The sequence below is a fragment of the Streptococcus pluranimalium genome (assembly GCF_002953735.1).
In the GTDB taxonomy this organism is placed as follows: Bacteria; Bacillota; Bacilli; order Lactobacillales; family Streptococcaceae; genus Streptococcus; species Streptococcus pluranimalium.
This window is the reverse complement of sequence record NZ_CP025536.1, coordinates 2,011,127-2,033,980: the sequence shown is the minus strand read 5'-3', so window position 1 is coordinate 2,033,980 and position 22,854 is coordinate 2,011,127. Positions and strand designations below refer to the sequence as shown.

The following is a 22,854-nucleotide window of genomic DNA, read 5'->3' as shown; positions in this document are numbered from 1 at the left end:
TTGTCAACTTCTTTTTGTATAGACGATTTGATCGTTAAAAAGATTTCTTATGCTAAAATCTTGAAGCTTACCATTTTCAAATGATAGTGTTGCCAGAAAAGGCATGAGTTGTTTAATAGCTTGAAAGTTATCAAAGGAAAATTGATGATCATAATAATTGAGAATAGTAGAGATGGCTGTTCCGTGCGAAGAAATAATGATAGAAGTTTCTTGTTCCTTTAGTATCTCTTGCAGTTGTTGGATATTTCGATCTTGTACTTCTTGGAGGCTCTCACCTTTTGCTAGTTTATAGTTAAAGTCTTGCCACTGACGCTGAGAAAAGGTATTGAAATCATCAATCCAAACATCATCAATTTTACGTTCTCTAAAGTTCTCTTTAATTTGGATGGGTAAATTTTTTTCCTTGGCTAGTTCATCAATGGTTTGAAGAGTACGTTTGAAGGGGCTAGAGTAAATCCTATCAATGTTAATATCCTTAAAGTAATCTAGTAATAGTTGACAGTCTTGTAAACCTTTAGCTGTCAGTTCTCTTTCATCATCCTGATGATTATTATAATTAGGTTCAGCATGTCGGATGAGATAGATGGTTTGTTTCATCTAGATACCTCCAAAGATTTCTTGAGCATAGCGTTTTCCGGTAGGTGTTGCAGCGAGTCCTCCTTCGGCAGTTTCTTTAAAGGCTGTAGGCATGGCCTTGCCGACTTGATACATGGCGTCAACAACCTCGTCAACTGGAATTTTTGATTCAATACCAGCTAGCGCCATATCAGCTGCTACTAGAGCAAAGCTTGCTCCCATGGCATTGCGCTTGACACAGGGAACTTCGACTAAACCAGCTACTGGATCGCAGACAAGACCGAGTAGATTTTTGATGACGAAGGCGACAGCTTGACTAGCTTGGTAGGCAGTTCCTCCAGCAGCCATTGCCATAGCTGCTGCTCCCATAGCTGCTGCTGAACCAACTTCAGCTTGACAGCCACCTTCTGCTCCAGAAATAGAAGCATTGTTAGCAATGACCAATCCAAATGCTCCTGCTGTAAAGAGAAAATCAAGCTGTTCTTCTGCAGTCAGATTTAATTTTTCAATAGCTGTTGAAATGATAGCGGGAATACAACCAGCGCTTCCAGCAGTTGGAGTGGCACAGACCAATCCCATTTTAGCGTTTTGCTCATTGACAGCCATGGCGTTACGTGCAGCTGTTAGAATGGTGGGTTCAGATAGGGTATTCCCTTTTTGGATGTATTGATTCAACTTAAAAGCATCGCCACCTGTCAGACCACTAACAGATTTTTCCTTATTCAAACCATCTTTAACAGAGGCTAGCATGACTTCTAAATTACGAGACATAATATAGCGGATTTCGTCTTCTTGACGACCGGTCAACTCTATTTCAGTGGCAATCATTAAATCAGCAACGGAACCATTATAATTTTCTTCTGCTTGCTGCACTAATTCTTTAATTGAGTAAAACATGATCTGCCTCCTTATCCAAAGTAATTGACATTGTAGAGATGTGGAATAGTTTCGATTGCATTGACAGCATCTTGACAGTCCCGTGAATCAACTTCAATGATCATAATGGCCTTTTGTCCGGCTTTTTCACGAGTAACGTTCATCTGAGCAATATTGATATCATAATCAGATAAAATATCGGTGACTTTTGCAATCATACCAGGTACATCTTGATGAACAACGATAATGGTAGGGGTGTTCATCTGCAGGGTTACGGCAAAACCATTTAGTTCTGTCACTTGGATATTACCACCACCGATAGAAATACCAGTAAGGCTCATGCTGTTGCCATTGGAATCTTTGACTTCGATTTTGACAGTGTTAGGGTGGGGAGCGTCACCTTCCTTTAAAATTTCCCAGTAGATACGAATTCCCTTTTCATGAGCAATTTCTAGTGAATGCTTAATGTTAGGATTGTCCGTATCCATACCCATAATCCCAGCAACGAGGGCACGATCTGTTCCATGACCGCGGTAGGTTTTAGCAAAAGAGTTGTAAAGGTAAAAAGTGACTTCCTTTGGTTCCATGCCTAAAATAGAGTGAATCAGTCGTCCTATTCTCACAGCACCTGCGGTATGGCTCGATGACGGACCAATCATGACAGGTCCAATAATATCGAAAACAGATTGAAATTTTAGAGGTTTCATAACAAGCTCCTAAGATTAAAGTTGTCTTTATTATAACAAATAAAGCGCTTTAAAAATAGAGTATTGTTAATAAGTTGTTGCCTTTTGGAAATCTATCAAAATAGTGTTATAATGTAGTCTGCCTTCGGGCATTCAAAATCGACCTTCAAATCGACTTTTGATAAACGACGACCTTCAAATCGTACGTTAACAAACGAAAAGATGGGAGACTTATCAGATGAATGATAATTCAAAGACTCGTGTCGTTGTCGGCATGAGTGGAGGAGTTGATTCCTCAGTAACAGCCCTCTTGCTCAAGGAGCAGGGTTATGATGTTGTTGGTGTCTTCATGAAAAACTGGGATGACACCGACGAATTCGGCGTCTGTACGGCGACAGAAGACTACAAAGATGTCGCAGCTGTAGCGGATCAGATTGGGATTCCTTATTACTCGGTTAACTTTGAAAAAGAGTATTGGGACCGTGTTTTTGAGTATTTCTTAGCGGAATATCGTGCGGGACGCACTCCCAATCCAGACGTCATGTGTAATAAAGAAATTAAATTTAAGGCTTTCTTGGACTATGCCATGAGTCTAGGCGCTGATTATGTGGCGACTGGGCATTATGCGCAGGTTGCGCGTGATGAAGATGGGACTGTTCACATGCTTCGTGGCGCTGATAATGGTAAGGATCAAACTTATTTCTTAAGTCAATTATCACAAGAACAATTGCAAAAGACCATGTTTCCACTTGGTCACCTGCAAAAATCAGAGGTACGTGAAATAGCAGAGCGTGCTGGGCTTGCAACAGCTAAGAAAAAAGATTCTACTGGAATCTGCTTTATTGGTGAGAAGAACTTTAAAGAGTTCCTTAGTCAATACCTTCCTGCTCAAAAGGGGCGTATGATGACAGTTGACGGTCGTGATATGGGCGAACATGCTGGACTTATGTACTATACCATTGGTCAACGTGGTGGTCTTGGTATCGGTGGTCAACAAGGTGGCGATAATGAGCCTTGGTTTGTTGTGGGTAAAGACTTGTCAAAAAATATCCTTTATGTTGGGCAAGGTTTCTACCATGAGTCTCTCATGTCAACCTCACTTGACGCTTCAACCATTCACTTTACACGTGAAATGCCTGAAGAATTTACCTTAGAATGCACGGCAAAATTCCGTTACCGTCAACCAGACAGTAAAGTAACTGTCAAGGTGACAGTTGACAAGGCAGAAGTTATCTTTGCTGAGCCACAACGTGCCATCACACCAGGGCAAGCCGTTGTTTTCTACGATGGTGATGAATGTCTTGGTGGTGGGATTATTGACCAAGCTTATAAAGATGGCGTTGCTTGTCAGTATATTTAAGTTGACTGAGGTGTAAAGATGGATTGTTGTGTTTTTTGTGAACTTGAAACAGTTTTAACTGAGAATGATCTTGCAAAGGCTTTTTATGATAATAATCCGGTATCGGAAGGACATGTTTTGATTGTTCCTAAGCGCCATGTAGAAGACTATTTTGCTCTAACAACTGACGAAAAAAATGCGATTGATGATTTGTTATTGAAATGCAAAGTCGATTTAGATGATCGATACACGCCTGCAGGATATAATATTGGTGTTAATTGCGGGAAAGATGCTGGTCAGACGATCTTTCACTGTCATGTTCACCTAATACCACGTTATATTGGTGATGTCGCCGATCCTACTGGTGGTGTTAGAGGAGTCATTCCAGAAAAGCAAAATTATAAATCTTGAATCCTTAGCTTTTATTTGATAAACTATCTTTAGTAATATCATGAAAGTCAAAGCTCATGGTCTTGCAGGTCTTTTTGGTCTGCAATGATTGAGGGTTTTGGCTATTTTTGTGTTTTTACTCTCTTAAAAAATCAAAAGGATACGTCGTTGACTAGTCTCTTTTTGACTTTTCTTGAGTAAAAATAATATTGGAGGAAAAGGGATGGATTTTCGTACTAAGGTTAATCACCATAGTTTTGGAGTTCGGGTATCAGCTTTGATGCTGAAAGAGGATAAGCTTTATTTAGCTAAATCACCAAAAGACGAGTATTATTTGCTAGGTGGTGCTATTCTTGTCAATGAGTTGACAGAAACTGCTATTAAACGTGAAATTTATGAAGAGGTTGGGATTCAGATTGAAGTTGGTCAATTAGCTTTTGTTGTTGAAAATCATTTTTCTTTAGAAAATACGGAATACCATCAAATAGAATTTCATTATGTTGTTACTCCGTTATCATCTCCCAATTCAAAGATTGAGGAGGGAGGGCAAATAAGACGATGTGAGTGGGTCTCTCTAAATGAACTTGATAATATAAATTTAAATCCCGCCTTCCTCAAAAAGGCTTTAATAAACTGGGATGGCCAGTTAAAACATATTGTAAATAAAGATGGAGAAGATTAAAGTGGAACATACTTTTAGTGAAACATTTGACGTCATTGTTGTTGGTGCTGGACATGCGGGTGTCGAAGCTGCTTTAGCGGCTAGCCGGATGGGGTCTAAAACCTTATTAGCGACCATTAACTTAGATATGCTAGCTTTCATGCCGTGTAACCCATCCATTGGCGGCTCTGCTAAGGGGATTGTCGTCCGTGAAATCGACGCCCTTGGTGGTGAAATGGGTAAAAATATTGATAAAACCTATATTCAGATGAAGATGCTCAATACTGGGAAAGGTCCTGCGGTGCGTGCCCTTCGTGCCCAAGCAGATAAGCATCTTTATGCGGAAGAGATGAAAAAGACTGTTGAGCAAGAAGAAAATTTGACCTTACGTCAATCTATGATTGATGACATTTTGGTTGAAGATGGACAAGTTGTCGGTGTCTTGACAGCTACTGGTCAAAAATATGGGGCTCGTGCAGTTGTGATCACAACAGGAACAGCCTTGCGTGGGGAAATTATCTTAGGTGAACTCAAGTATTCATCTGGACCAAATAACAGCTTGGCTTCAGTGACACTGGCTGACAACCTTGTCAAGCATGGTCTTGAAATTGGTCGCTTTAAAACAGGGACACCACCACGTGTCAAAGGGTCAACCATTGACTATTCCGTGACAGAAGTGCAACCTGGTGACACGAAACCGAATCATTTTTCATTTATGTCTAAGGATGAAGACTATATTACTGATCAAGTTGACTGCTGGTTGACATACACTAATGCAGATAGTCATGATTTGATCAAGAAAAATCTTCACCGCGCTCCGATGTTCTCAGGTGTTGTCAAGGGGGTTGGTCCGCGTTATTGTCCATCGATTGAAGACAAGATTGTCCGTTTTGCGGATAAGGAACGCCATCAGCTTTTCCTTGAACCAGAAGGACGTCATACTGATGAAGTTTACGTACAAGGATTGTCAACCTCTTTACCAGAGGATGTACAACGCGAGCTGATTCATTCGGTTAAGGGGTTGGAAAATGCCGAAATGATGCGTACGGGTTATGCCATAGAGTATGACATTGTCTTGCCACACCAACTGCGTGCAACCTTGGAAACTAAGGTGATTTCAGGTCTCTTTACCGCTGGTCAAACCAATGGAACATCTGGTTATGAAGAAGCTGCTGGACAAGGTATTATTGCTGGTATCAATGCAGCTCTTAAAGTCCAAGGTAAGCCAGAATTTATCTTAAAACGTTCTGATGCTTATATCGGTGTTATGATTGACGACCTTGTCACTAAAGGAACCTTAGAGCCATACCGTCTCTTAACGTCTCGTGCAGAATACCGTCTCATTCTTCGCCATGACAATGCGGATATGCGGTTGACACCACTCGGACGTCAAGTTGGTTTGGTTGATGATGAGCGCTGGAATGCCTTTGAAATCAAGAAAAATCAGTTTGACAATGAGTTGACACGACTTGACACGGTTAAGCTAAAACCTGTCAAGGAAACTAATGAGCGCATCCAATCTCTTGGCTTTAAATCATTGACAGATGCTATGACAGCTAAGGCTTTCATGCGCCGTCCGGAGATTGATTATAAGGTGGCGACAGACTTTGTAGGACCTGCAGCTGAGGACTTGGATAGTAAAGTAATTGAACTTTTGGAAACGGAAATCAAGTATGAAGGCTATATTAATAAAGCTCTTGATCAGGTTGACAAGATGAAACGTATGGAAGAAAAACGAATTCCAGCTAACATCGACTGGGATGCGATTGATTCTATTGCTACTGAAGCCCGTCAAAAGTTCAAGAAAATTAATCCAGAAACCATTGGACAAGCTAGCCGTATCTCGGGCGTGAATCCAGCTGATATTTCGATTTTGATGGTTTATCTAGAAGGCAATAATAAGGCCCGTCGTAACCTTGATAAGTAATCAAACTGTAATCTATAAAGGTAAAAAGAGTCCTGATATTCAGGGCTTTTTGTGGTATAATATGACCTTAAGAGGTTATTAAATGAAAAGATTTCGTTTTGAAACCATTCATCTTGTGATGATTGGCATGATTGTATTTGGTCTCTTGGCCATCAGTGTGCGTCTAACACAGTCAGAAACTGGTCTATTGATTGCTATTTTTTTGGCGTGTTTATTTTTGACGGCATTGCTTTATTTTCAGAAAGAAAGTTATCAACTATCGGAAGATGAACAAATTGAACTATTAAATGATCAAACTGAGTCAAGCTTAAAAACCTTGCTAGATAAAATGCCAGTTGGAGTGATTAAGTTTGATCCCGAAGAAAGTGATATTGACTGGTATAATCCGTATTCTCAGCTGATTTTTAGTGACCCTGAGTCTGGGAAATTTGATACTCAGATTGTCCAAAATCTCATTAATGCCCACAAAGAGGGGGCTCCAACGCGTAGTATTACTATTGGAGATGCACGTTATAATTCTTATATGGATTTAGAGGCAGGTGTTTTTTACTTCTTCGATGCGAGTCAAGAAATTGAAAGTAGTCAAAAGGCTCTTAAAAAACGTCCTGTTATTGGGATTATGTCTGTCGACAATTATGATGATTTTACAGATAACATGGCAGATGCTGATGTTTCAAGCATTAATAGTTTTGTAGCTAATTTTATTGCTAATTTTGCAGAAGAGCATGCTATTTTCTATCGTCGCGTTGCTATGGACCGTTTTTACTTCTTTACGGATTATGGTACCCTCGAAAAATTAATTGACGATAAATTCGATATTCTAGATCGTTTCCGTCAAGAGGCTCAAGAATATGACTTATCACTGACCTTGAGTATGGGGATTTCCTATGGAAGGGGGCACCATAATCAGATTGGTGTGATTGCTCAAGAAAATCTGAACATCGCTTTGGTTCGTGGTGGAGATCAAGCCGTTCTTAAAGAAAATGAAGAACATGCTGATTTGCTCTACTTTGGAGGGGGAACAGTTTCTACAGTTAAACGTTCTAGAACGCGAACGCGTGCGATGATGTCGGCTATATCAGATAAGATTAAGTCAGTTGATAAGGTATTTGTTGTAGGACATCGCCGTTTAGATATGGACGCTTTAGGTTCAGCTGTTGGGATGCAATTCTTCGCTAATCAATTAGTATCAGAATCTTATGTTGTCTACGATCCTAGTGATATGGGAATGGATATAGAAAGAGCCATTGAACGTCTGAAAGAAGATGACTCCACTGATCTTGTGACAATTTCAGAAGCTTTACAGATGGTTGATCATAGATCATTGTTAATCATGGTTGACCACTCTAAAACTAGTCTGACACTATCGAAAGAGTTGTTTGATGAGTTTCGTGAAACCATTGTAGTTGACCATCATCGTCGAGATGATGATTTCCCTGATAATGCTGTCTTGACCTTTATTGAGAGTGGTGCCAGCTCAGCGGCTGAATTGGTCACTGAATTGATTACATTCCAAAATGCTAAGGATAACAAACTAAATAAACTTCAGGCTAGTCTCTTGATGGCGGGTATTATGCTTGATACTAAGAATTTTTCAACACGCGTAACCAGTCGTACATTTGATGTAGCTAGCTATCTGAGAAGTTTGGGGAGTGACAGTGCTGAAATTCAATCGATCGCTGCAACTGATTTTGAAGAATATCGCCAAGTCAATGAATTAATTTTGAAGGCTAAATTATATAAAGACCATATCATGGTTGCTAGTGGTCCGGAAGATGTTTCTTATAATAATGTCATTGCAAGTAAGGCAGCTGACAGTCTTCTTAGAATGGCTAATGTTGAAGCTAGTTTTGTTATTTCTAAAAATCAAAAAGGTCAAACAACGATCTCAGCACGTAGTCGAAATCATATAAACGTTCAGCGTATTATGGAGCAATTGGGCGGTGGAGGTCATTTTAACCTCGCTGCTTGTCAATGTGATAATATTGCTGTGATTGACTTAGAAGCGAAATTATTCGATATTATTGATAAAGAAGTAGAGGAGGAGTAGAGGATGAGAGTTATTTTCTTACAAGATGTTAAAGGAAAGGGTAAAAAAGGAGAAGTTAAAGAAGTACCAACTGGGTATGCTCAAAACTTCTTATTGAAGAAAAATTTGGCTAAAGAAGCTACTAGTCAAGCTATTGGTGAGCTTAAAGGTAAACAAAAATCTGAAGAAAAACACCAAGCTGAGATTCTAGCAGAGGCTAAAGCCACAAAAGTTGAACTTGAAAAAGAAGAAACACGTGTGCAGTTTACCGAAAAAGTTGGTCCTGATGGTCGTACTTTCGGTTCTGTTACGGCTAAGAAAATTGCTGAAGAGTTGCAGAAACAATTTGGCATCAAAGTTGATAAACGTCATATTGAGTTAGATCATCCGATTCGTGCGATTGGTTTGATTGAAGTACCTGTTAAATTACATAAAGAAGTAACTGCTGATATTAAGTTGGCTATAAAAGAAGTATAAATCGTCGATAAGGCTTTATTCACATAAGATTGACAAGGAGGTGAGAAGATGGCGGACACACCAGAATTACGTGTACAGCCACAAGATTTGGTAGCCGAGCAGTCTGTTTTGGGATCCATCTTTATCTCACCAGACAAGCTGATAACGGTTCGTGAGTTTATCGAAGCAGATGACTTTTATAAGTATGCCCATAAGGTTATTTTCAGGGCAATGATCACCCTAAGTGATCGTCACGATGCTATCGATGCGACAACAGTTAGAAATATTCTTGATAGTCAAGGAGACCTTCAAAATATCGGAGGGCTCTCTTACATTGTAGAATTAGTTAATAGTGTTCCAACTAGTGCTAACGCAGATTACTACGCTAAAATTGTGGCTGAAAAAGCCATGTTGCGTAATATTATCAAGCGCTTAACAGATACTGTCAATGAAGCTTATGAAGGATCTCTTGATTCAGAAGAAATCATTGCTGGTGCTGAAAAAGCCTTGATTGATATTAATGAACACAGTAATCGAAGTGGATTTAGAACGATTGCTAGTGTACTCGATCAAAACTTTGAAAATCTTGAAATTCGTGCCCAGCAGACATCTGATGTCACAGGACTTCCAACAGGATTTAGAGATTTGGACCGTATTACAACTGGTTTACACCCAGACCAACTGATTATTTTAGCTGCTCGTCCTGCGGTCGGTAAGACTGCTTTTGTTCTTAACATCGCTCAAAATGTTGGAACAAAGCAAAATAAGGCTGTTGCCATTTTCTCTCTTGAGATGGGGGCAGAAAGTTTGGTTGACCGTATGCTAGCTGCAGAAGGGATGATTGATTCCCATTCTCTGCGTACGGGGCAACTGACCGAGCAAGACTGGACAAATGTAATGATTGCTCAGGGCGCACTTGCTGAAGCACCCATTTACATTGATGATACACCAGGGATTAAGATTACCGAGATTCGAGCCCGTTCTCGTAAACTCGCGCAAGAAGTTGATGGTGGTCTAGGGTTGATTGTTATTGACTACTTGCAGTTGATTTCAGGGACTCGTCCTGAAAATCGTCAACAAGAGGTCTCAGAGATTTCACGTCAGTTGAAGATTCTGGCAAAAGAATTACGAGTTCCCGTGATTGCTCTTAGTCAGCTCTCTCGTGGCGTTGAGCAACGTCAGGATAAGCGACCGGTTCTTTCGGATATTCGTGAATCAGGGTCTATCGAGCAGGATGCAGATATCGTTGCCTTTCTTTATCGTGATGATTATTACCGAAAAGAAGGTGAGGAATCAGAAGAAGCCATCGAGGATAATACAGTCGAAGTCATCCTTGAGAAAAACCGTGCTGGCGCGCGTGGAACTGTTAAGTTGATGTTCCAGAAAGAATATAATAAGTTTTCAAGTATAGCTCAATTTGAAGAGTTTTAAACGTGATAGGTAGGTTGACAAACTTGTAAAGTGGTTTGTCTAAGAGATAGGAGAATCCATATGAGTGATGCATTTGCTGATGTAGCCAAAATGAAGAAAATTAAAGATGATGTCAAAAATCATGAAGGACAGTTGGTTGAATTAACTTTAGAGAATGGTCGTAAGCGTGAAAAAACCAAAACAGGCCGCTTGATTGAAGTATATCAATCATTGTTTATCGTTGAATACAACGAACAATCAGATGAACCAGGAGCTATCAACAATTCTTATGTTGAATCTTATACTTACTCTGATATTTTGACAGAGAAAACCTTGATTCGTTATTTTGACGAAGAAGAAACAGCTGAATAGCATTAGAACCTCACTCAGAGGTTTTTTATTTACACGAAAATTGACACCTGAGTAAAGAAAGTTGAGAATAGGTTGACTGTTTCTAATGAAATAATGACTCTCGTTCCCTCTCTTTTTATCATATTCCTGTAAAAGAGATGAGGATTTTAGTAAGATTGATGTAAAGGAGGGATGATATTGGATAAAGAAACGATTTTAGCCATAACCCTAAAAAAATACCGTCAAGACAATGGATTGACACAAGCAGAATTAGCAGAGCAGTTAGATGTTTCTGATAAGACGATTTCAAAATGGGAAAATGGGGAAACCTATCCTAGTAAACGGAATATGATGAGGCTTAGTGACCAACTAGGAGTCAGCATCGAGTCCTTACTGATTGAAAGTTCACAAAAAGAAAGTAGAGGATTACGTGTAGGAAATTATACGATTGATTACATATACTTAATAGTTATGGTTCCTTTCATCATAATGGCTATAAAGACCCAGAATTATGTATTTTTCTCGAGTGTTATCGTGTTATTTATTATTGGAGCAAAGAAACAATAGGATTACTTACCATTTAAAATTATTACTTTACTTTCAAGTATAGAAATGCTACAATACTCTTTGTGTGAAATAATGGCAGTTCAATATGAAGCTCGTCAACAGATACCTTGAAATACAAGTAACCTTGGCTGTTTAGGCGAAGGGCATCTGCACGAATCAGGATTGAACATACTTATTTCCTCAAATATGAAGGTAGCTCCGCTATTTTCAAAAACAAAAGAGGAGGACATTTTAATGTCACGTTATACAGGACCATCATGGAAACAAGCCCGTCGTCTTGGCTTGTCACTTACAGGAACAGGTAAAGAGCTTGCTCGCCGTAACTACGTTCCAGGACAACACGGACCAAACAACCGTTCAAAACTTTCTGAGTACGGTTTGCAATTAGCTGAAAAACAAAAATTGCGTTTCACTTACGGAATGGGTGAAAAACAATTCCGTAACTTGTTCGTACAAGCTACAAAAATCAAAGGCGGAATCCTTGGTTACAACTTCATGCTTCTTCTTGAGCGTCGTCTTGACAACGTTGTTTACCGTTTAGGTCTTGCAACGACTCGCCGTCAAGCTCGTCAATTCGTAAACCACGGTCATATTCTTGTTGACGGAAAACGCGTTGATATCCCATCATACCGTGTTGAAGTTGGTCAAGTGATCTCAGTTCGCGAAAAATCAGCTAAAGTTCCAGCTATCCTTGAAGCAGTTGAAGCTACAGTTGGACGTCCAGCATTCGTATCATTCGATGCTGAAAAACTCGAAGGATCTCTTACTCGTCTCCCAGAACGTGATGAAATCCACCCAGAAATCAACGAAGCACTTATCGTTGAATTCTACAACAAAATGCTTTAATTTTTATATTTATTGCAAAGAAAGCCTGTTACGACGGGCTTTTTGTTTTGTTTGAAATGCAAGTTTTTGAATTTGTTTATCATTTTACTAACTTTCAGAGTGATTTTAGAGCTGTTTCAAAAATAGGACAGCTTTTGCTCATTGACTTTCAACAACTCAAATTTACCAGAAAATAAACATTTAATAGGGATTCAGTATTGTTTTTTCTGAAAAAAATTTCACAAAACCTTGACAGCGTTTCCTTTTTGAGTTAAAATGCTTGTGAAATAAATTTCAAGGAGTTGGATATGAAAAAGAATTGGTTAAAGATTATAGCTTGCTTTGTAGCAATCTTTGTCTTGGTAGCTTGTGGTAAGTCTTCAAATGATTCAAAAGAGACAAAATCCTCATCGTCTTCAAAAGAAGAAGCTGTTTCAGGGGCTTCACAAAAAACCTATACAGATCCTTCAGAAGTAAAAGATAGCTATGATGTTGTCGTTGTTGGTTCTGGAGGTGCCGGTATGGCAGCTGCTCTCTCAGCTCAAGAAGCCGGAGCAGATGTTGCTATTTTTGAAAAAATGCCTGTCATTGGTGGTAATACCAATAAATCATCTGGAGGTATGAACGCTTCCGAAACAAAATTCCAAAAAGAACAAGGGATTGATGACACTAATGATTTGTTCTACGAGGAAACTCTAAAAGGTGGTAAAGGGACTAACAACCCAGAATTACTTCGTTACATGGTAGATAATTCTGCAGAAGCAATTGACTGGCTAGATGGCATGGGAATTACTTTGAGTGATGTTACATTCTCTGGTGGATTCTCTAAAGAGCGTATTCACCGTCCAGCAGATGGTTCAGCTGTAGGTGGTTACTTGGTAGATGGTCTTTACAATAACTTGAAAGAGAAAAAAGTTCCTATCTTTGTGAACGCAGATGTTACAGAAATTACCGACAAAGATGGTGCTGTCACTGGTGTTAAGGTTAAAATGGCTAAGAAAACAAAAACAATTTCAGCGAAAGCCGTTATTGACACTGCTGGTGGTTTCGGTTCTAATATGGAAATGATTACTGAATACAAACCAGAATTGAAAAATTATGTTACAACCAACCATAAAGGTGCATCTGGTGATGGTATTGCCCTTGCTGAGAAGCTCGGTGCAGACACTGTTCAAATGGATCAAATCCAAATTCACCCAACTGTCTATCAAGAGAAAGGTAAAGATCCTTTCTTAGTATCAGAAGCTATCCGTGGTGAGGGCGCTGTTCTTATCAATGCAGAAGGTAAACGTTTCTACAATGAAATGGAAACACGTGATAATGTTTCTGCAGCAATCAATAGGCTTCCAGAACGTTCGGCATACGTTGTCTTTGATCAACAACTTCGCGAACATTCAAAATCAATTGATACTTACGAAGAAAAAGGTATGGTGATTAAAGCCGATTCTATTGAAGATTTGGCTAAGAAAATGGATGTTTCAGCAGAAAACATGACAGCAACAATTGATGCTTGGAATAAATCAGTTGCCGCTAAGAATGATTCAGAATTTGGTCGCACAACAGGTATGGATCGTGACATTTCAAAAGGACCTTTCTATGCGATTAAGATTGCACCAGGTATCCACCACACAATGGGTGGTCTTAAAATCAATACAAACACAGAAGTATTGAAAAAAGATGGATCAGCTATTCCAGGTCTCTTTGCTGCAGGTGAAGTAACTGGTGGCGTACACGGAAGCAACCGTATCGGTGGTAACGCCGTTGCTGATATCGTTGTCTTTGGTCGTCAAGCAGGTACAAAAGCTGCTGAATTTGCTAAATAAGCCCCTATTAAAAAGCTTTGAGTAGGTATTTCCTAGATCAAGGCTTTTTTCGTTCTAGAATAAAAAATAAAACTAGGCTACTCATCAATAGATTTTGTCTCATCATGAATGGTAACCTAGTATTATATGAGTTTTCTTATTTTCGTCCATCGTTTGTTTTGAGGCCGCCTTGGAAGTCAGCTTCCACATTATCGACATAATCACGGTAGTAGTTGAGGAGATCAGTTTTTAACTGCTGATAATCCTCTTCACTGTAGTCCTTTTCTTCAAAGAAAGCATTGAATTTAGGCATTTTTAATTCTTCACGTAGGCGTTTAATAACAGCATCTTTCTTCATAAGTGTCTTCTTTCGTTTTTATTTTATTGTACCACAAAATTGTGAATAAGTTAACATAATTTGCGGTAAAAGTAAGTGCGATTTATTGTTACTTTTGATATGATAATGAGGTTGAAGTTAGTCTAAATAAGATGCTAACTTAGAAAGAGGAAACAATGTCAATTATGACACTTATTTTAGCTACTTTAGTGGCTTTGGAACACTTTTACATCATGTATTTAGAGACTTTTGCGACTCAGTCGGAGACGACAGGCCGCGTCTTTAACATGTCTCTCGAGGAGCGCTCACGTGACTCTGTTAGTAAATTATTCAAGAACCAAGGGATTTACAATGGTTTGATTGCTATTTTTCTTCTATTTGGGATTTTGACGGGGAATCAGACGCTAGTAGTCGTTTTCTTGCTTAATGTAGTTCTTGCCGCAGCTTATGGAGCCTTGACTGCTGATAAGAAAATCATTCTAACACAGGGTGGTTTGGCTATCTTAGCTCTGATAACTCTACTATTTTAACTAATAATAGTTTAGACAACATTCAAATGTTGGCTTTATAGTTGAAAATGAAACAATATAAAATGGCTTAGACTGACGTTGTCACGAAAACGTTAATGCTAAGCCATTTTATGTTTTATGATTTTTGGGTCAGATTATTTGATATGACACTAGTCAATCGAAACAGGTCCTTCTTGGTTATCAATGGTTAAGGTCGCCTTATTATCTTTGACCTGTTTATTGAAAGTGAGATTTTCTTGATTGTCATCCGAAGTTACCTTATCTGGTCCAGCAATCATATCAGATACCTCGAGATCGTCATTTGTTACCTTGATGTTAAAGTTAGTACTTGTACGTGTTTTATCATCTAATTGAAGAGTGATATCGCTATAATGACTAGTGATTTCAACTAGATTTTTGAGAATTAGTTGCTTAGCAGTAATGGCATTGCTGTCGCCGGTTAGAGAGACGTTATCAAGTTCCGTATCTGTCAAAGTGAAAGAGCCATTTTCAATAGCAACTGACGTGTTTTGAAGCCGACTTTTATCGATGTCTAGGATGGTAGCGTCTCCCTCAAGTTCACTATCTTTAATGGTTGAATTGGTCAATGAAAGATAGTCCGAAGCTTTTAGTTTTAACTGACTGATATTACTGTTATCCAAATAAAGAGATGAAGCAGAGAAGTCGGCTTTTGAAATGCTTGTGTCGTCAGTGAAGATAGATTCAGAAGTAAGATTGACCTCTTTAACTGAGAAATTATAGAGATGGGCTGAGCCTGAAACGTAGCCTTTGATACTATCGAATTTAGCATCCTTAGGAACTGACAGTACCACGTCGTGGCTGTCTTTGTCTTGATTATTGAGGTAATAACCTAAGGCTGATAGTGGTCCGGTCACTATATTATCTTTTTCAAGATCCTTTAGAGAGAGTTTATCACCATCTTGTTGGGTGGATAATTCTCCTAAGACCTTGTCATCAGAGTAGTAGCTTAAGTGCCATTTGTCATCTTTAGACGGTTCAATAACGAGATCACGGGTGTTTAAATTGAGATCCAACTGTTTAAATGAGCTTAACTCTTTTTGAATTTTTTGGGCAGCTGTCGCTTCTTTGATATCTTTTAACCCACCGTTTTTATCTCCCCAGAGAATCGCAACTATTCCAAAGCCAATACAAAAGAGGGAAAGAATGAAAAGAAATTTAGTTGATTTTTTCATGATGCCTGTCCTTTCTTAGTGAGACGACTGATAATAGCTAGTAGGATACGGGTCATAGCTTTTGCTAATGCCATAAAGAAAAGCCAAAGTAATATGCCAATCCCTAAGATTAGTAATCCTGTTCCTACTCCTAGCGCTGCAGCGGCTAACGAGTGTGGAACGAGCGTGAAACTTTCCCAAATGAGAACGGCTAGAACAGCGATACCTGCTACTAAGAGGGCGAGAGCTGTGACGACAAAAGCAAATATAATGGCAACAGCAGCAATGATAAGCCCGACAACCAGCAAGATAATAGGAAGTGCCAAAGGTGCAGCAAAAAGTGCTAGGAGAGCAATCCAGAGCGTTTTAGCGCGTGATTTTTGGCTATCGTCTTCCTGATTTTCTTTTTTATCCCAAAGAGCATTTAGAATATCTTGGGCAGCTTCCTTAGGTGTTCCCAATTCTTCCATAACATGGCCTTCGTTTTCAGGACCAGCTTCATCAAAGTATTCGGTGAAGTAGTCCATAGCTTCTTGGTAATCTTCCTCTGGTAAACGGTGCAGATATTTATCCAGCTGCTTTAAGTATTCAGTCCTTGTCATGTCTTAAACTCCCTTCCACAATCCCATCTAGGGTATCCTTATAACTTTGCCATTGCGTTTTTAAATCGTTTAGGTGATTTCTTCCATCTTCTGTTAAGGCGTAATACTTGCGTTTGCGACCTTGGTGTTCCTGACTATAATGAGAGACGTAGCCTGCTTGTCCTAATTTCTTTAAAATAGGATAAAGAGTTGACTCCTTGATCGTTGCTGCTAATTTAATCGTCTGGCTAATTTCGTAGCCGTAGGAATCTTCCTTTTCAAGAATGGCTAAAATCAAAAATTCAATCAGGGTTGATGATACTGGAAAGTACATGTCATCAGCTCCTTTGTTTGTAAAATTTTTATATATAATTATTTTATACATTGATTATAAACCTGTCTTTTTTATATGTCAATATTTTATATATAAAAAAATAATATATTGTTATAAAGCATTTTCACAAAGCTTGTTTCTTTCACTTGTCAATTATGTTAAACTAGAGTTATTGAAAGCGTTTTGTTGGTTTCAATGGATAAAATAGATTAGTTAAGATTAGAAAGAGGTAGGTATGATTAGGATTTCAAAACTCTCCAAGAGCTATGATAAGCATGAGGTGATAAAGAGCATGTCATTTGAAGTACCGTCTGGCAGTATTTGTGGTCTCGTCGGAAAAAATGGTGCGGGTAAGACAACACTTTTTCACTCCATTTTAAATTTTGTGACCTATGATGGTGAGATAGAGTTAGATGGAAAGCCTTTAACTACAAAGACGAATGCACGTATTGGCTATCTTCCTGAGGAACGAAGTCTCATGCCCAAGCTGACTGTGTTTGATCAGGTTCGCTATTTGGCTAGTCTTAAAGGCATGTCTCGTAGAGAAGTCAGTCAAAAACTTCCTCTTTGGATGGAGAAGTTAGAAGTTAAGGGAAAAGTAACAGATAAAATCAAGAGTCTCTCTAAAGGTAACCAACAAAAAATTCAGCTGATTATCACTTTGATTCATGAGCCTGATTTGATTATTTTAGATGAGCCTTTCTCAGGTCTTGACCCTGTTAATACAGCTCTTTTAAAAGAGATTATTTTAGCTGAGAAAGACCGCGGAGCAACGATCATCTTTTCAGACCATGTCATGACTAACGTTGAGGAGTTGTGTGATTCCTTGGTGATGATTAGCGATGGCAATATAGTGCTTAACGGTAGTATTCAAGAGATACGTGAGTCATTTGGTCGTACCCGTCTCTTTGTTTCAAATGATGTGCCAAGAGAACGTCTGGAGAATCTTGAGCATGTTATTTCTATTAGTCAGACGAAACAAGGCAACTGGCGTTTGGTCTTAGATGATGCGGCTGCTGGTCCTATGTTGTTCAAGGCTATTAGTGGAGGACACTATGTATCGACATTTGACCAACAAGCGCCAACTATTGATGAGATCTTTAAAATGAAATCGGGGGTAGAATTATGAAACAACTGTTATTAGTTGCCAAAGAAACCTATCTTAGACAGGTCAAGTCTTGGGCCTTCCTCCTCATGATCCTGTCCCCTTTTATCTTTCTTGCTTTTTCAATGGGTATTGGGTATTTGACGGGGTCTGCAGCGGCTAGTTCGGCTAAAGTAGCTGTCGTTTTGGAAGATAATTCGATGAAGAAAGCTTTCACAGAGATTGATGGAACGACTTTCAAGTATAAGACAGAAAAAACTGCTAAAAAAGCGCTCAAAGCTGAGGATATATCGGGCTATCTCCTTGTTGAATCCGCAGATCAACAGCTAGAAGCGACCTACTATAGCGATGCTAGTTTGGCTGAACAGACTAAAAGGGAGTTTCTCCAAGTATTAGGGAGCTTACAAAGTCAACTTAACATGGTAGAAGCTCAGTTAAGCCCACAACAAGTGGAAACCTTAGCACAGGAGCCTAGTTTTAAAGAGGATATTAAAGAAAAGGGAGACTTGCAAAAAGCAGGTAAATACATTACCTTCTTTGGTCTGACCTTTATTATGTATTTCATTATCTTGACTTATGCAGGTTCAACAGCTCAGGAGATTGCTAGTGAAAAGGGAACAAAAATTATGGAAGTCATTTTTTCAAGTGTTCCAGCAAATCTCTATTTCTATGGTCGTATTCTAGGGATTTTTGGGGTTATTACCACACATTTAGGTATTTATGCTCTGGGGGGATTCTTGGCTTATAAGCTTATGCCTCAATTTGCTTTTAGTAAAGATATGGTAGACAGTATTAAGCCTATGGTTGACACCGTCATTGATAATTTAGATTGGACCATGCTCTTTTTTGCCATCTTTGGGATTTTGCTTTACGTTGTCCTGGCAGCGCTTTGTGGTTCCTTAGTGGTACGTGTGGAAGATGTCAACAAAGCAGTTCAACCGGTTATGTATCTTGTCATTGTTGGTTTTGTTGGTGCTATTACCCTTGGTCAGCAAGGTCAGGATAATCTAATTTTAGAAATTGGTTCCTACGTGCCCTTTATTTCTTCCTTCTTTATGCCGATTCGATTGATCAATGGTTATGCTACTGCGACAGAAACTCTGATTTCTTTGAGTATTTTAGCAGTAACAACAATTATCTGTATCTTATATATCGGTAAATCCTATTCAGGTTTGATTTTGCAGACAGATGATGTCGGTCTTTTCAAGAGTCTTAAGCGTGGCTTGAATCATAAATAAAACGAGAGTGAGCTGGGAAACCGGTTCACTTTTTAATATCATCAGTATAAAGAGTATGTTGATGATATTAAGGATTTAAAGACATGAAAAAAGGTTTAACATCAAGGGTTATGCAACCAGATGTTAAACCTTTTGTCTTGATATGCGTTTTTCATTTTTTAATCAATGTCGCATTCTTTTATGATTTCTGTAAAGCGATGGGTGAACATGGCTGTTAATCCCCAAAGTGTTTCGGGACCTTGCTCGTAAAAGGGGATTTTATCAGAGCGTGATGTGAAACGATAATCTTTACCATTTTTATGTAGACGATCAACAGGAAAATCTTCCCCAGGCTTCATTTTGGCTCGTAATTTGTAGTAAGTCGGAGGTGTCTCCATGAGTGAGCTGAGAGGAATAGTGAAAACTTTTGCGACTTCATCCTTATTAGGGCAAATGGCTGAGAGACAGTTGATGTTAATTTCTCCGACAAAGCAATGGATGGTTCGGTGATGTTGAACAAGATAATCAATCTCTCCGAGGATTGTGATAGCTTTCTTGGGAAGATTTAATTCTTCCTGTGTTTCTCGAATAGCAGCCGCTTCTGGGCATTCACCCTCTTCGATACGTCCGCCAGGAAAGGCTACTTCCCCAGGTTGCGAAATCTTTTCACTGCGGACTTCGTAAAGCACATGCCACTCATCATCAATGCGCATTAAAGGGAGGAGTACAGCATAGGCTCTATCTTGCCCGAGTGGTTTTGGGTGATATGATTTTAGCGTTTTTTCGATTGATGATAGCATTACTTTCCTCCTTACTTCTATTTTAACCTAGTCTTAATGGGAAAGCAAATAATACTAATTAGTAACATAAAAGAAATTGACCTTTCTGCGAAACTTTGTTAAAATACATCTACAAATGTAAACTAAAAAGAAAGGGCATTGCCATGATACATTTTCTCATCACAATACTTGGTTTAGCCATGATAACCTTTATTATCTGGTGGTTCTTTGGAAAACATGAAGTCTCCCAACAAGAGGCAGTGGTTCGTGGTAATCATCAAGAAATTCAAGTGTCAGTTGATGGTGGTTATATCCCACAGACAATTGTTTTGAAAAAGGGGATTCCAGCGACTTTGGTCTTTCATCGTAAGGACCCATCATCCTGTTTGGACCAAGTGGTCTTTTCAGATTTTGGCATCCATGAGGACCTACCGATGAAGAAGGATTTTCCGATTACGATTACCCCAGCTGAGGTAGGAGAATTCGGATTTGCTTGTGGCATGAACATGATTCACGGCAAATTAATTGTCAAATAGAATCGAGGGTTTAGGATGTTTTTTAAAAAGAAAAATGAAGTCAAAGCTACTCAAAAAGGTGGTTTTCAAGAAGTGCGCGTGCTTGTGGATGGTGGTTATAAACCAGAAAATATTGTTTTAAAAAAAGGTGTACTTGCTCATATCATTTTTGACCGTCAAACAGACTCTGCTTGTTTCGACCAAGTGGTTTTCCCTGATTTTGATATCAAGGCTGACCTTCCTGTCAAAGAAGATTTCGTTATTGAAGTGACGCCAAATGAAAAAGGTGAATTTGGCTTTGCCTGCGGTATGGACATGTATCACGGAAAACTCATTGTAAAATAGAAAGGAGTTTTTGATGACGATTAGAAGTCGCTTTTGGATAGCATTTATTTGCTCAATCCCCATGGTTTTTCTCATGATTGCCATGTTTACTCATATCATCGACCATAAGATTATCGAGTGGGGAACTTTCTTCTTTACAACGATTATCATGGTCTTCTCAGGTTTGCCATTTCTGAAAAGTGCCTGGGCTTCTTTTAAAAATCACAATGCCAACATGGATACCTTGGTAGCACTGGGGACTTCGGTAGCCTATCTTTACAGCGTCTACGCTATTTTCAAGGGCTTACCAGTTTATTTTGAGAGTGCCGGATTTATCATCATGTTCGTTCTTTTGGGGCAAGTTTTTGAGGAGCGGATGCGGAAAAATGCTTCTCAGGCAGTGGAGAAATTGCTTGATTTACAGGCCAAGTCAGCTAGTGTCCTCAGAAATGGTGACTTTGTAGAGATTGCTCTGGAAGACATCCTCATCGATGACCTGATTAAAGTTAAACCTGGTGAGAAGATTGCTGTTGACGGAGTTATTACAGATGGTAAAACCAGCATTGATGAGTCCATGGTGACTGGTGAAAGTATGCCCGTCAGCAAGACTGTCGGAGATACCGTGATTGGCTCAACCCTCAACACTAACGGAACCATCACTTTTAAGGCCACTAAGGTTGGTAAAGATACTATGCTGGCTCAGATTGTGGATTTTGTTAAAAAAGCTCAATCTAGTCACGCCCCTATTCAAGATGTGACAGATAAGATTTCAGGGATTTTTGTTCCTGTTGTCCTTATTTTAGCCATTTTAACCTTTATGGTTTGGTATAGTTTCTTAGGTGCTGGTAGTACGAAGGCCATGATATATGCGGTGTCTGTCTTGATTATTGCCTGCCCATGTGCGCTAGGATTGGCGACGCCAACGGCTCTCATGGTTGGTACTGGACGAAGTGCTAAGATGGGTGTCTTAATTAAAAACGGTACTGTCTTACAAGAATTGCAAAATATCGATACCGTGGTTTTGGATAAAACAGGAACCATTACCCTCGGTAAGCCTCGTGTGACGGATGTGGTTGGTGATCAAGAAGAGGTATTGAGCATTGCGACAGCTCTGGAAGCATCGTCAGAACACCCTCTCGCAACAGCCATTATGGCTTATGCTGACGATAAAGGGATTAAAACTGGTGAGTTAGAGGATTTCCAAGCTGTAGAAGGACAAGGCGTCACCGGACGTTATCAAGGTCAATCAGTCTTCTTGGGAAATCGTCGTTTGCAAGAAGGTAGAACCTTCCCAGACTCTCTAGAAGAGCAAATGAAAGAACTGCAAAACCAAGCTAAAACCGTGGTTATCTTGGCCAAAGAATCAGAAGTCATTGGACTTATTGCCATCCAGGATGTGCCTAAAGAAACCTCACAAAAAGCTATTAGAGCCTTGGAAGCTAGGGGTCTTAAGACAGTTATGCTGACAGGTGATAATGAGCGTGTGGCGCACGCTATTGCTGAGGAAGTCGGTATCAACCAAGTTATTTCAGATGTCTTGCCACAAGATAAGGCAGACCAGATTAAAGCGCTTCAAAAAGAAGGTAAAGTAGCCTTTGTCGGTGATGGAATCAACGACGCTCCAGCGCTTAGCCTAGCTGATGTTGGTATCGCTATGGGGGCAGGAACGGATATTGCCATCGAATCGGGTGGCGTTGTCTTGATTCAAAATGACTTGCTAGGTGTTGTGAGAGCTTATGATATGAGTAAGAAAACCTTTAAACGGATTCTCCTCAATCTTTTCTGGGCTTCGATCTATAATCTAATTGGTATTCCAATCGCCGCTGGACTCTTTGTAGCCTTTGGCTTAACCCTTAACCCTGAATTAGCTGGATTGGCAATGGCGATGAGTTCCTTATCAGTGTTGATCAGTTCACTTCTATTGAACAAATCTAAATTACCGAAAATATAAAATGATTTGCTACAGGAAGTTATAATGGTTATAGCTGTCTACCTGATTTCATAAATGATGGGAATAGTTATGAAATGATAAACTAGAGAAATTGATTTTCGGTACGAATGATTT

General features: G+C 39.3%; 25 protein-coding genes. 17 read left to right on the top strand and 8 right to left on the bottom strand.

Annotated elements, in window-relative coordinates:
* Window positions 1-3: 3 nt before the first annotated feature.
* From C0J00_RS10265 to sdaAB, 3 genes are read right to left on the bottom strand one after another with little or no spacing between them, the layout of a single operon-like run.
* Window positions 4-597, bottom strand: coding sequence for a histidine phosphatase family protein (locus C0J00_RS10265; protein ID WP_104968759.1), 594 nt, complete (start codon window positions 595-597; stop codon window positions 4-6).
* Window positions 598-1,473: an L-serine ammonia-lyase, iron-sulfur-dependent, subunit alpha gene (gene sdaAA / locus C0J00_RS10260; protein ID WP_104968758.1), complete on the bottom strand. Its 876-nt coding sequence runs from the start codon at window positions 1,471-1,473 to the stop codon at window positions 598-600. It abuts the gene before it with no gap.
* 11 nt (window positions 1,474-1,484) lie between these two features.
* Window positions 1,485-2,159, bottom strand: coding sequence for an L-serine ammonia-lyase, iron-sulfur-dependent subunit beta (gene sdaAB, locus C0J00_RS10255; protein WP_104968757.1), 675 nt, complete (start codon window positions 2,157-2,159; stop codon window positions 1,485-1,487).
* A gap of 217 nt (window positions 2,160-2,376) precedes the next feature.
* Here sdaAB and mnmA point away from each other — a divergent pair, with 217 nt between their 5' ends.
* From mnmA to C0J00_RS10200, 11 genes are all read left to right on the top strand, one after another.
* Window positions 2,377-3,498 (top strand): tRNA 2-thiouridine(34) synthase MnmA, encoded by a 1,122-nt coding sequence (gene mnmA, locus C0J00_RS10250; protein WP_104968756.1) that lies wholly within the window; start codon window positions 2,377-2,379, stop codon window positions 3,496-3,498.
* 18 nt (window positions 3,499-3,516) lie between these two features.
* Window positions 3,517-3,888: an HIT family protein gene (locus C0J00_RS10245; protein WP_104968755.1), complete on the top strand. Its 372-nt coding sequence runs from the start codon at window positions 3,517-3,519 to the stop codon at window positions 3,886-3,888.
* Between the two features lie 202 nt (window positions 3,889-4,090).
* A complete protein-coding gene (locus tag C0J00_RS10240) occupies window positions 4,091-4,549 on the top strand; it encodes an NUDIX hydrolase (RefSeq protein ID WP_104968754.1) in 459 nt (152 codons plus the stop codon).
* Window position 4,550: 1 nt separating this feature from the next.
* Window positions 4,551-6,455, top strand: a complete 1,905-nt coding sequence (mnmG, locus tag C0J00_RS10235; protein ID WP_104968753.1) for a tRNA uridine-5-carboxymethylaminomethyl(34) synthesis enzyme MnmG — start codon at window positions 4,551-4,553, stop codon at window positions 6,453-6,455.
* Window positions 6,456-6,537: 82 nt separating this feature from the next.
* Complete coding sequence (locus C0J00_RS10230; RefSeq protein ID WP_104968752.1) at window positions 6,538-8,505, top strand: DHH family phosphoesterase; 1,968 nt, start codon at window positions 6,538-6,540, stop codon at window positions 8,503-8,505.
* Window positions 8,506-8,508: 3 nt separating this feature from the next.
* On the top strand, window positions 8,509-8,961 hold the full coding sequence (rplI, locus tag C0J00_RS10225; RefSeq protein WP_104968751.1) for a 50S ribosomal protein L9: 453 nt from the start codon (window positions 8,509-8,511) through the stop codon (window positions 8,959-8,961).
* Between the two features lie 48 nt (window positions 8,962-9,009).
* On the top strand, window positions 9,010-10,371 hold the full coding sequence (dnaB, locus tag C0J00_RS10220) for a replicative DNA helicase (RefSeq protein ID WP_104968750.1): 1,362 nt from the start codon (window positions 9,010-9,012) through the stop codon (window positions 10,369-10,371).
* Between the two features lie 60 nt (window positions 10,372-10,431).
* Window positions 10,432-10,722: a Veg family protein gene (locus C0J00_RS10215; protein WP_050319918.1), complete on the top strand. Its 291-nt coding sequence runs from the start codon at window positions 10,432-10,434 to the stop codon at window positions 10,720-10,722.
* Window positions 10,723-10,893: 171 nt separating this feature from the next.
* A complete protein-coding gene (locus C0J00_RS10605; RefSeq protein WP_233995848.1) occupies window positions 10,894-11,268 on the top strand; it encodes a helix-turn-helix domain-containing protein in 375 nt (124 codons plus the stop codon).
* A 234-nt stretch (window positions 11,269-11,502) separates the two neighbouring features.
* Window positions 11,503-12,114, top strand: coding sequence for a 30S ribosomal protein S4 (gene rpsD, locus C0J00_RS10205; protein WP_104968749.1), 612 nt, complete (start codon window positions 11,503-11,505; stop codon window positions 12,112-12,114).
* A 287-nt stretch (window positions 12,115-12,401) separates the two neighbouring features.
* Window positions 12,402-13,916 (top strand): flavocytochrome c, encoded by a 1,515-nt coding sequence (locus C0J00_RS10200; protein ID WP_104968748.1) that lies wholly within the window; start codon window positions 12,402-12,404, stop codon window positions 13,914-13,916.
* Between the two features lie 136 nt (window positions 13,917-14,052).
* Here the strand turns inward: C0J00_RS10200 and C0J00_RS10195 are convergent, their stop codons facing one another.
* Window positions 14,053-14,253: a hypothetical protein gene (locus C0J00_RS10195; protein WP_104968747.1), complete on the bottom strand. Its 201-nt coding sequence runs from the start codon at window positions 14,251-14,253 to the stop codon at window positions 14,053-14,055.
* Between the two features lie 155 nt (window positions 14,254-14,408).
* Here C0J00_RS10195 and C0J00_RS10190 point away from each other — a divergent pair, with 155 nt between their 5' ends.
* Window positions 14,409-14,762, top strand: coding sequence for a DUF1304 domain-containing protein (locus tag C0J00_RS10190; RefSeq protein WP_104968746.1), 354 nt, complete (start codon window positions 14,409-14,411; stop codon window positions 14,760-14,762).
* A gap of 149 nt (window positions 14,763-14,911) precedes the next feature.
* Here C0J00_RS10190 and C0J00_RS10185 read toward each other — a convergent pair whose 3' ends face one another.
* From C0J00_RS10185 to C0J00_RS10175, 3 genes are read right to left on the bottom strand one after another with little or no spacing between them, the layout of a single operon-like run.
* Window positions 14,912-15,955 (bottom strand): DUF4097 family beta strand repeat-containing protein, encoded by a 1,044-nt coding sequence (locus C0J00_RS10185; protein WP_104968745.1) that lies wholly within the window; start codon window positions 15,953-15,955, stop codon window positions 14,912-14,914.
* Window positions 15,952-16,536, bottom strand: a complete 585-nt coding sequence (locus C0J00_RS10180) for a DUF1700 domain-containing protein (protein ID WP_104968744.1) — start codon at window positions 16,534-16,536, stop codon at window positions 15,952-15,954. The genes C0J00_RS10185 and C0J00_RS10180 overlap by 4 nt, the downstream gene beginning before the upstream one ends.
* Window positions 16,523-16,849, bottom strand: coding sequence for a PadR family transcriptional regulator (locus tag C0J00_RS10175; protein ID WP_104968743.1), 327 nt, complete (start codon window positions 16,847-16,849; stop codon window positions 16,523-16,525). The genes C0J00_RS10180 and C0J00_RS10175 overlap by 14 nt, the downstream gene beginning before the upstream one ends.
* 235 nt (window positions 16,850-17,084) lie before the next feature.
* On the opposite strand from C0J00_RS10175, the gene C0J00_RS10170 reads away from it, so the two are divergent.
* Window positions 17,085-17,978, top strand: a complete 894-nt coding sequence (locus C0J00_RS10170; RefSeq protein WP_104968742.1) for an ABC transporter ATP-binding protein — start codon at window positions 17,085-17,087, stop codon at window positions 17,976-17,978.
* Window positions 17,975-19,192: an ABC transporter permease gene (locus C0J00_RS10165; RefSeq protein ID WP_104968741.1), complete on the top strand. Its 1,218-nt coding sequence runs from the start codon at window positions 17,975-17,977 to the stop codon at window positions 19,190-19,192. Before C0J00_RS10170 ends, C0J00_RS10165 begins: the two co-directional genes overlap by 4 nt.
* Before the next feature lie 158 nt (window positions 19,193-19,350).
* On the opposite strand, the gene C0J00_RS10160 is transcribed toward C0J00_RS10165, so the two are convergent.
* Entirely contained in the window at window positions 19,351-19,971 is a 621-nt protein-coding gene (locus C0J00_RS10160; RefSeq protein WP_104968740.1) for an NUDIX hydrolase, read from the bottom strand.
* A 143-nt stretch (window positions 19,972-20,114) separates the two neighbouring features.
* Here C0J00_RS10160 and C0J00_RS10155 point away from each other — a divergent pair, with 143 nt between their 5' ends.
* Genes C0J00_RS10155 through C0J00_RS10145 form a run of 3 tightly spaced genes read left to right on the top strand, consistent with a single transcriptional unit; the run spans window position 20,115 to window position 22,740 of the window.
* Window positions 20,115-20,486, top strand: a complete 372-nt coding sequence (locus C0J00_RS10155) for a cupredoxin domain-containing protein (RefSeq protein ID WP_199773969.1) — start codon at window positions 20,115-20,117, stop codon at window positions 20,484-20,486.
* Between the two features lie 15 nt (window positions 20,487-20,501).
* Window positions 20,502-20,810 carry a cupredoxin domain-containing protein gene (locus C0J00_RS10150; protein ID WP_104968739.1) on the top strand — a complete coding sequence of 103 codons (309 nt, stop codon included), beginning with the start codon at window positions 20,502-20,504 and terminating at the stop codon, window positions 20,808-20,810.
* Between the two features lie 13 nt (window positions 20,811-20,823).
* Window positions 20,824-22,740, top strand: coding sequence for a copper-translocating P-type ATPase (locus C0J00_RS10145; RefSeq protein WP_104968738.1), 1,917 nt, complete (start codon window positions 20,824-20,826; stop codon window positions 22,738-22,740).
* Window positions 22,741-22,854 lie beyond the last annotated feature (114 nt).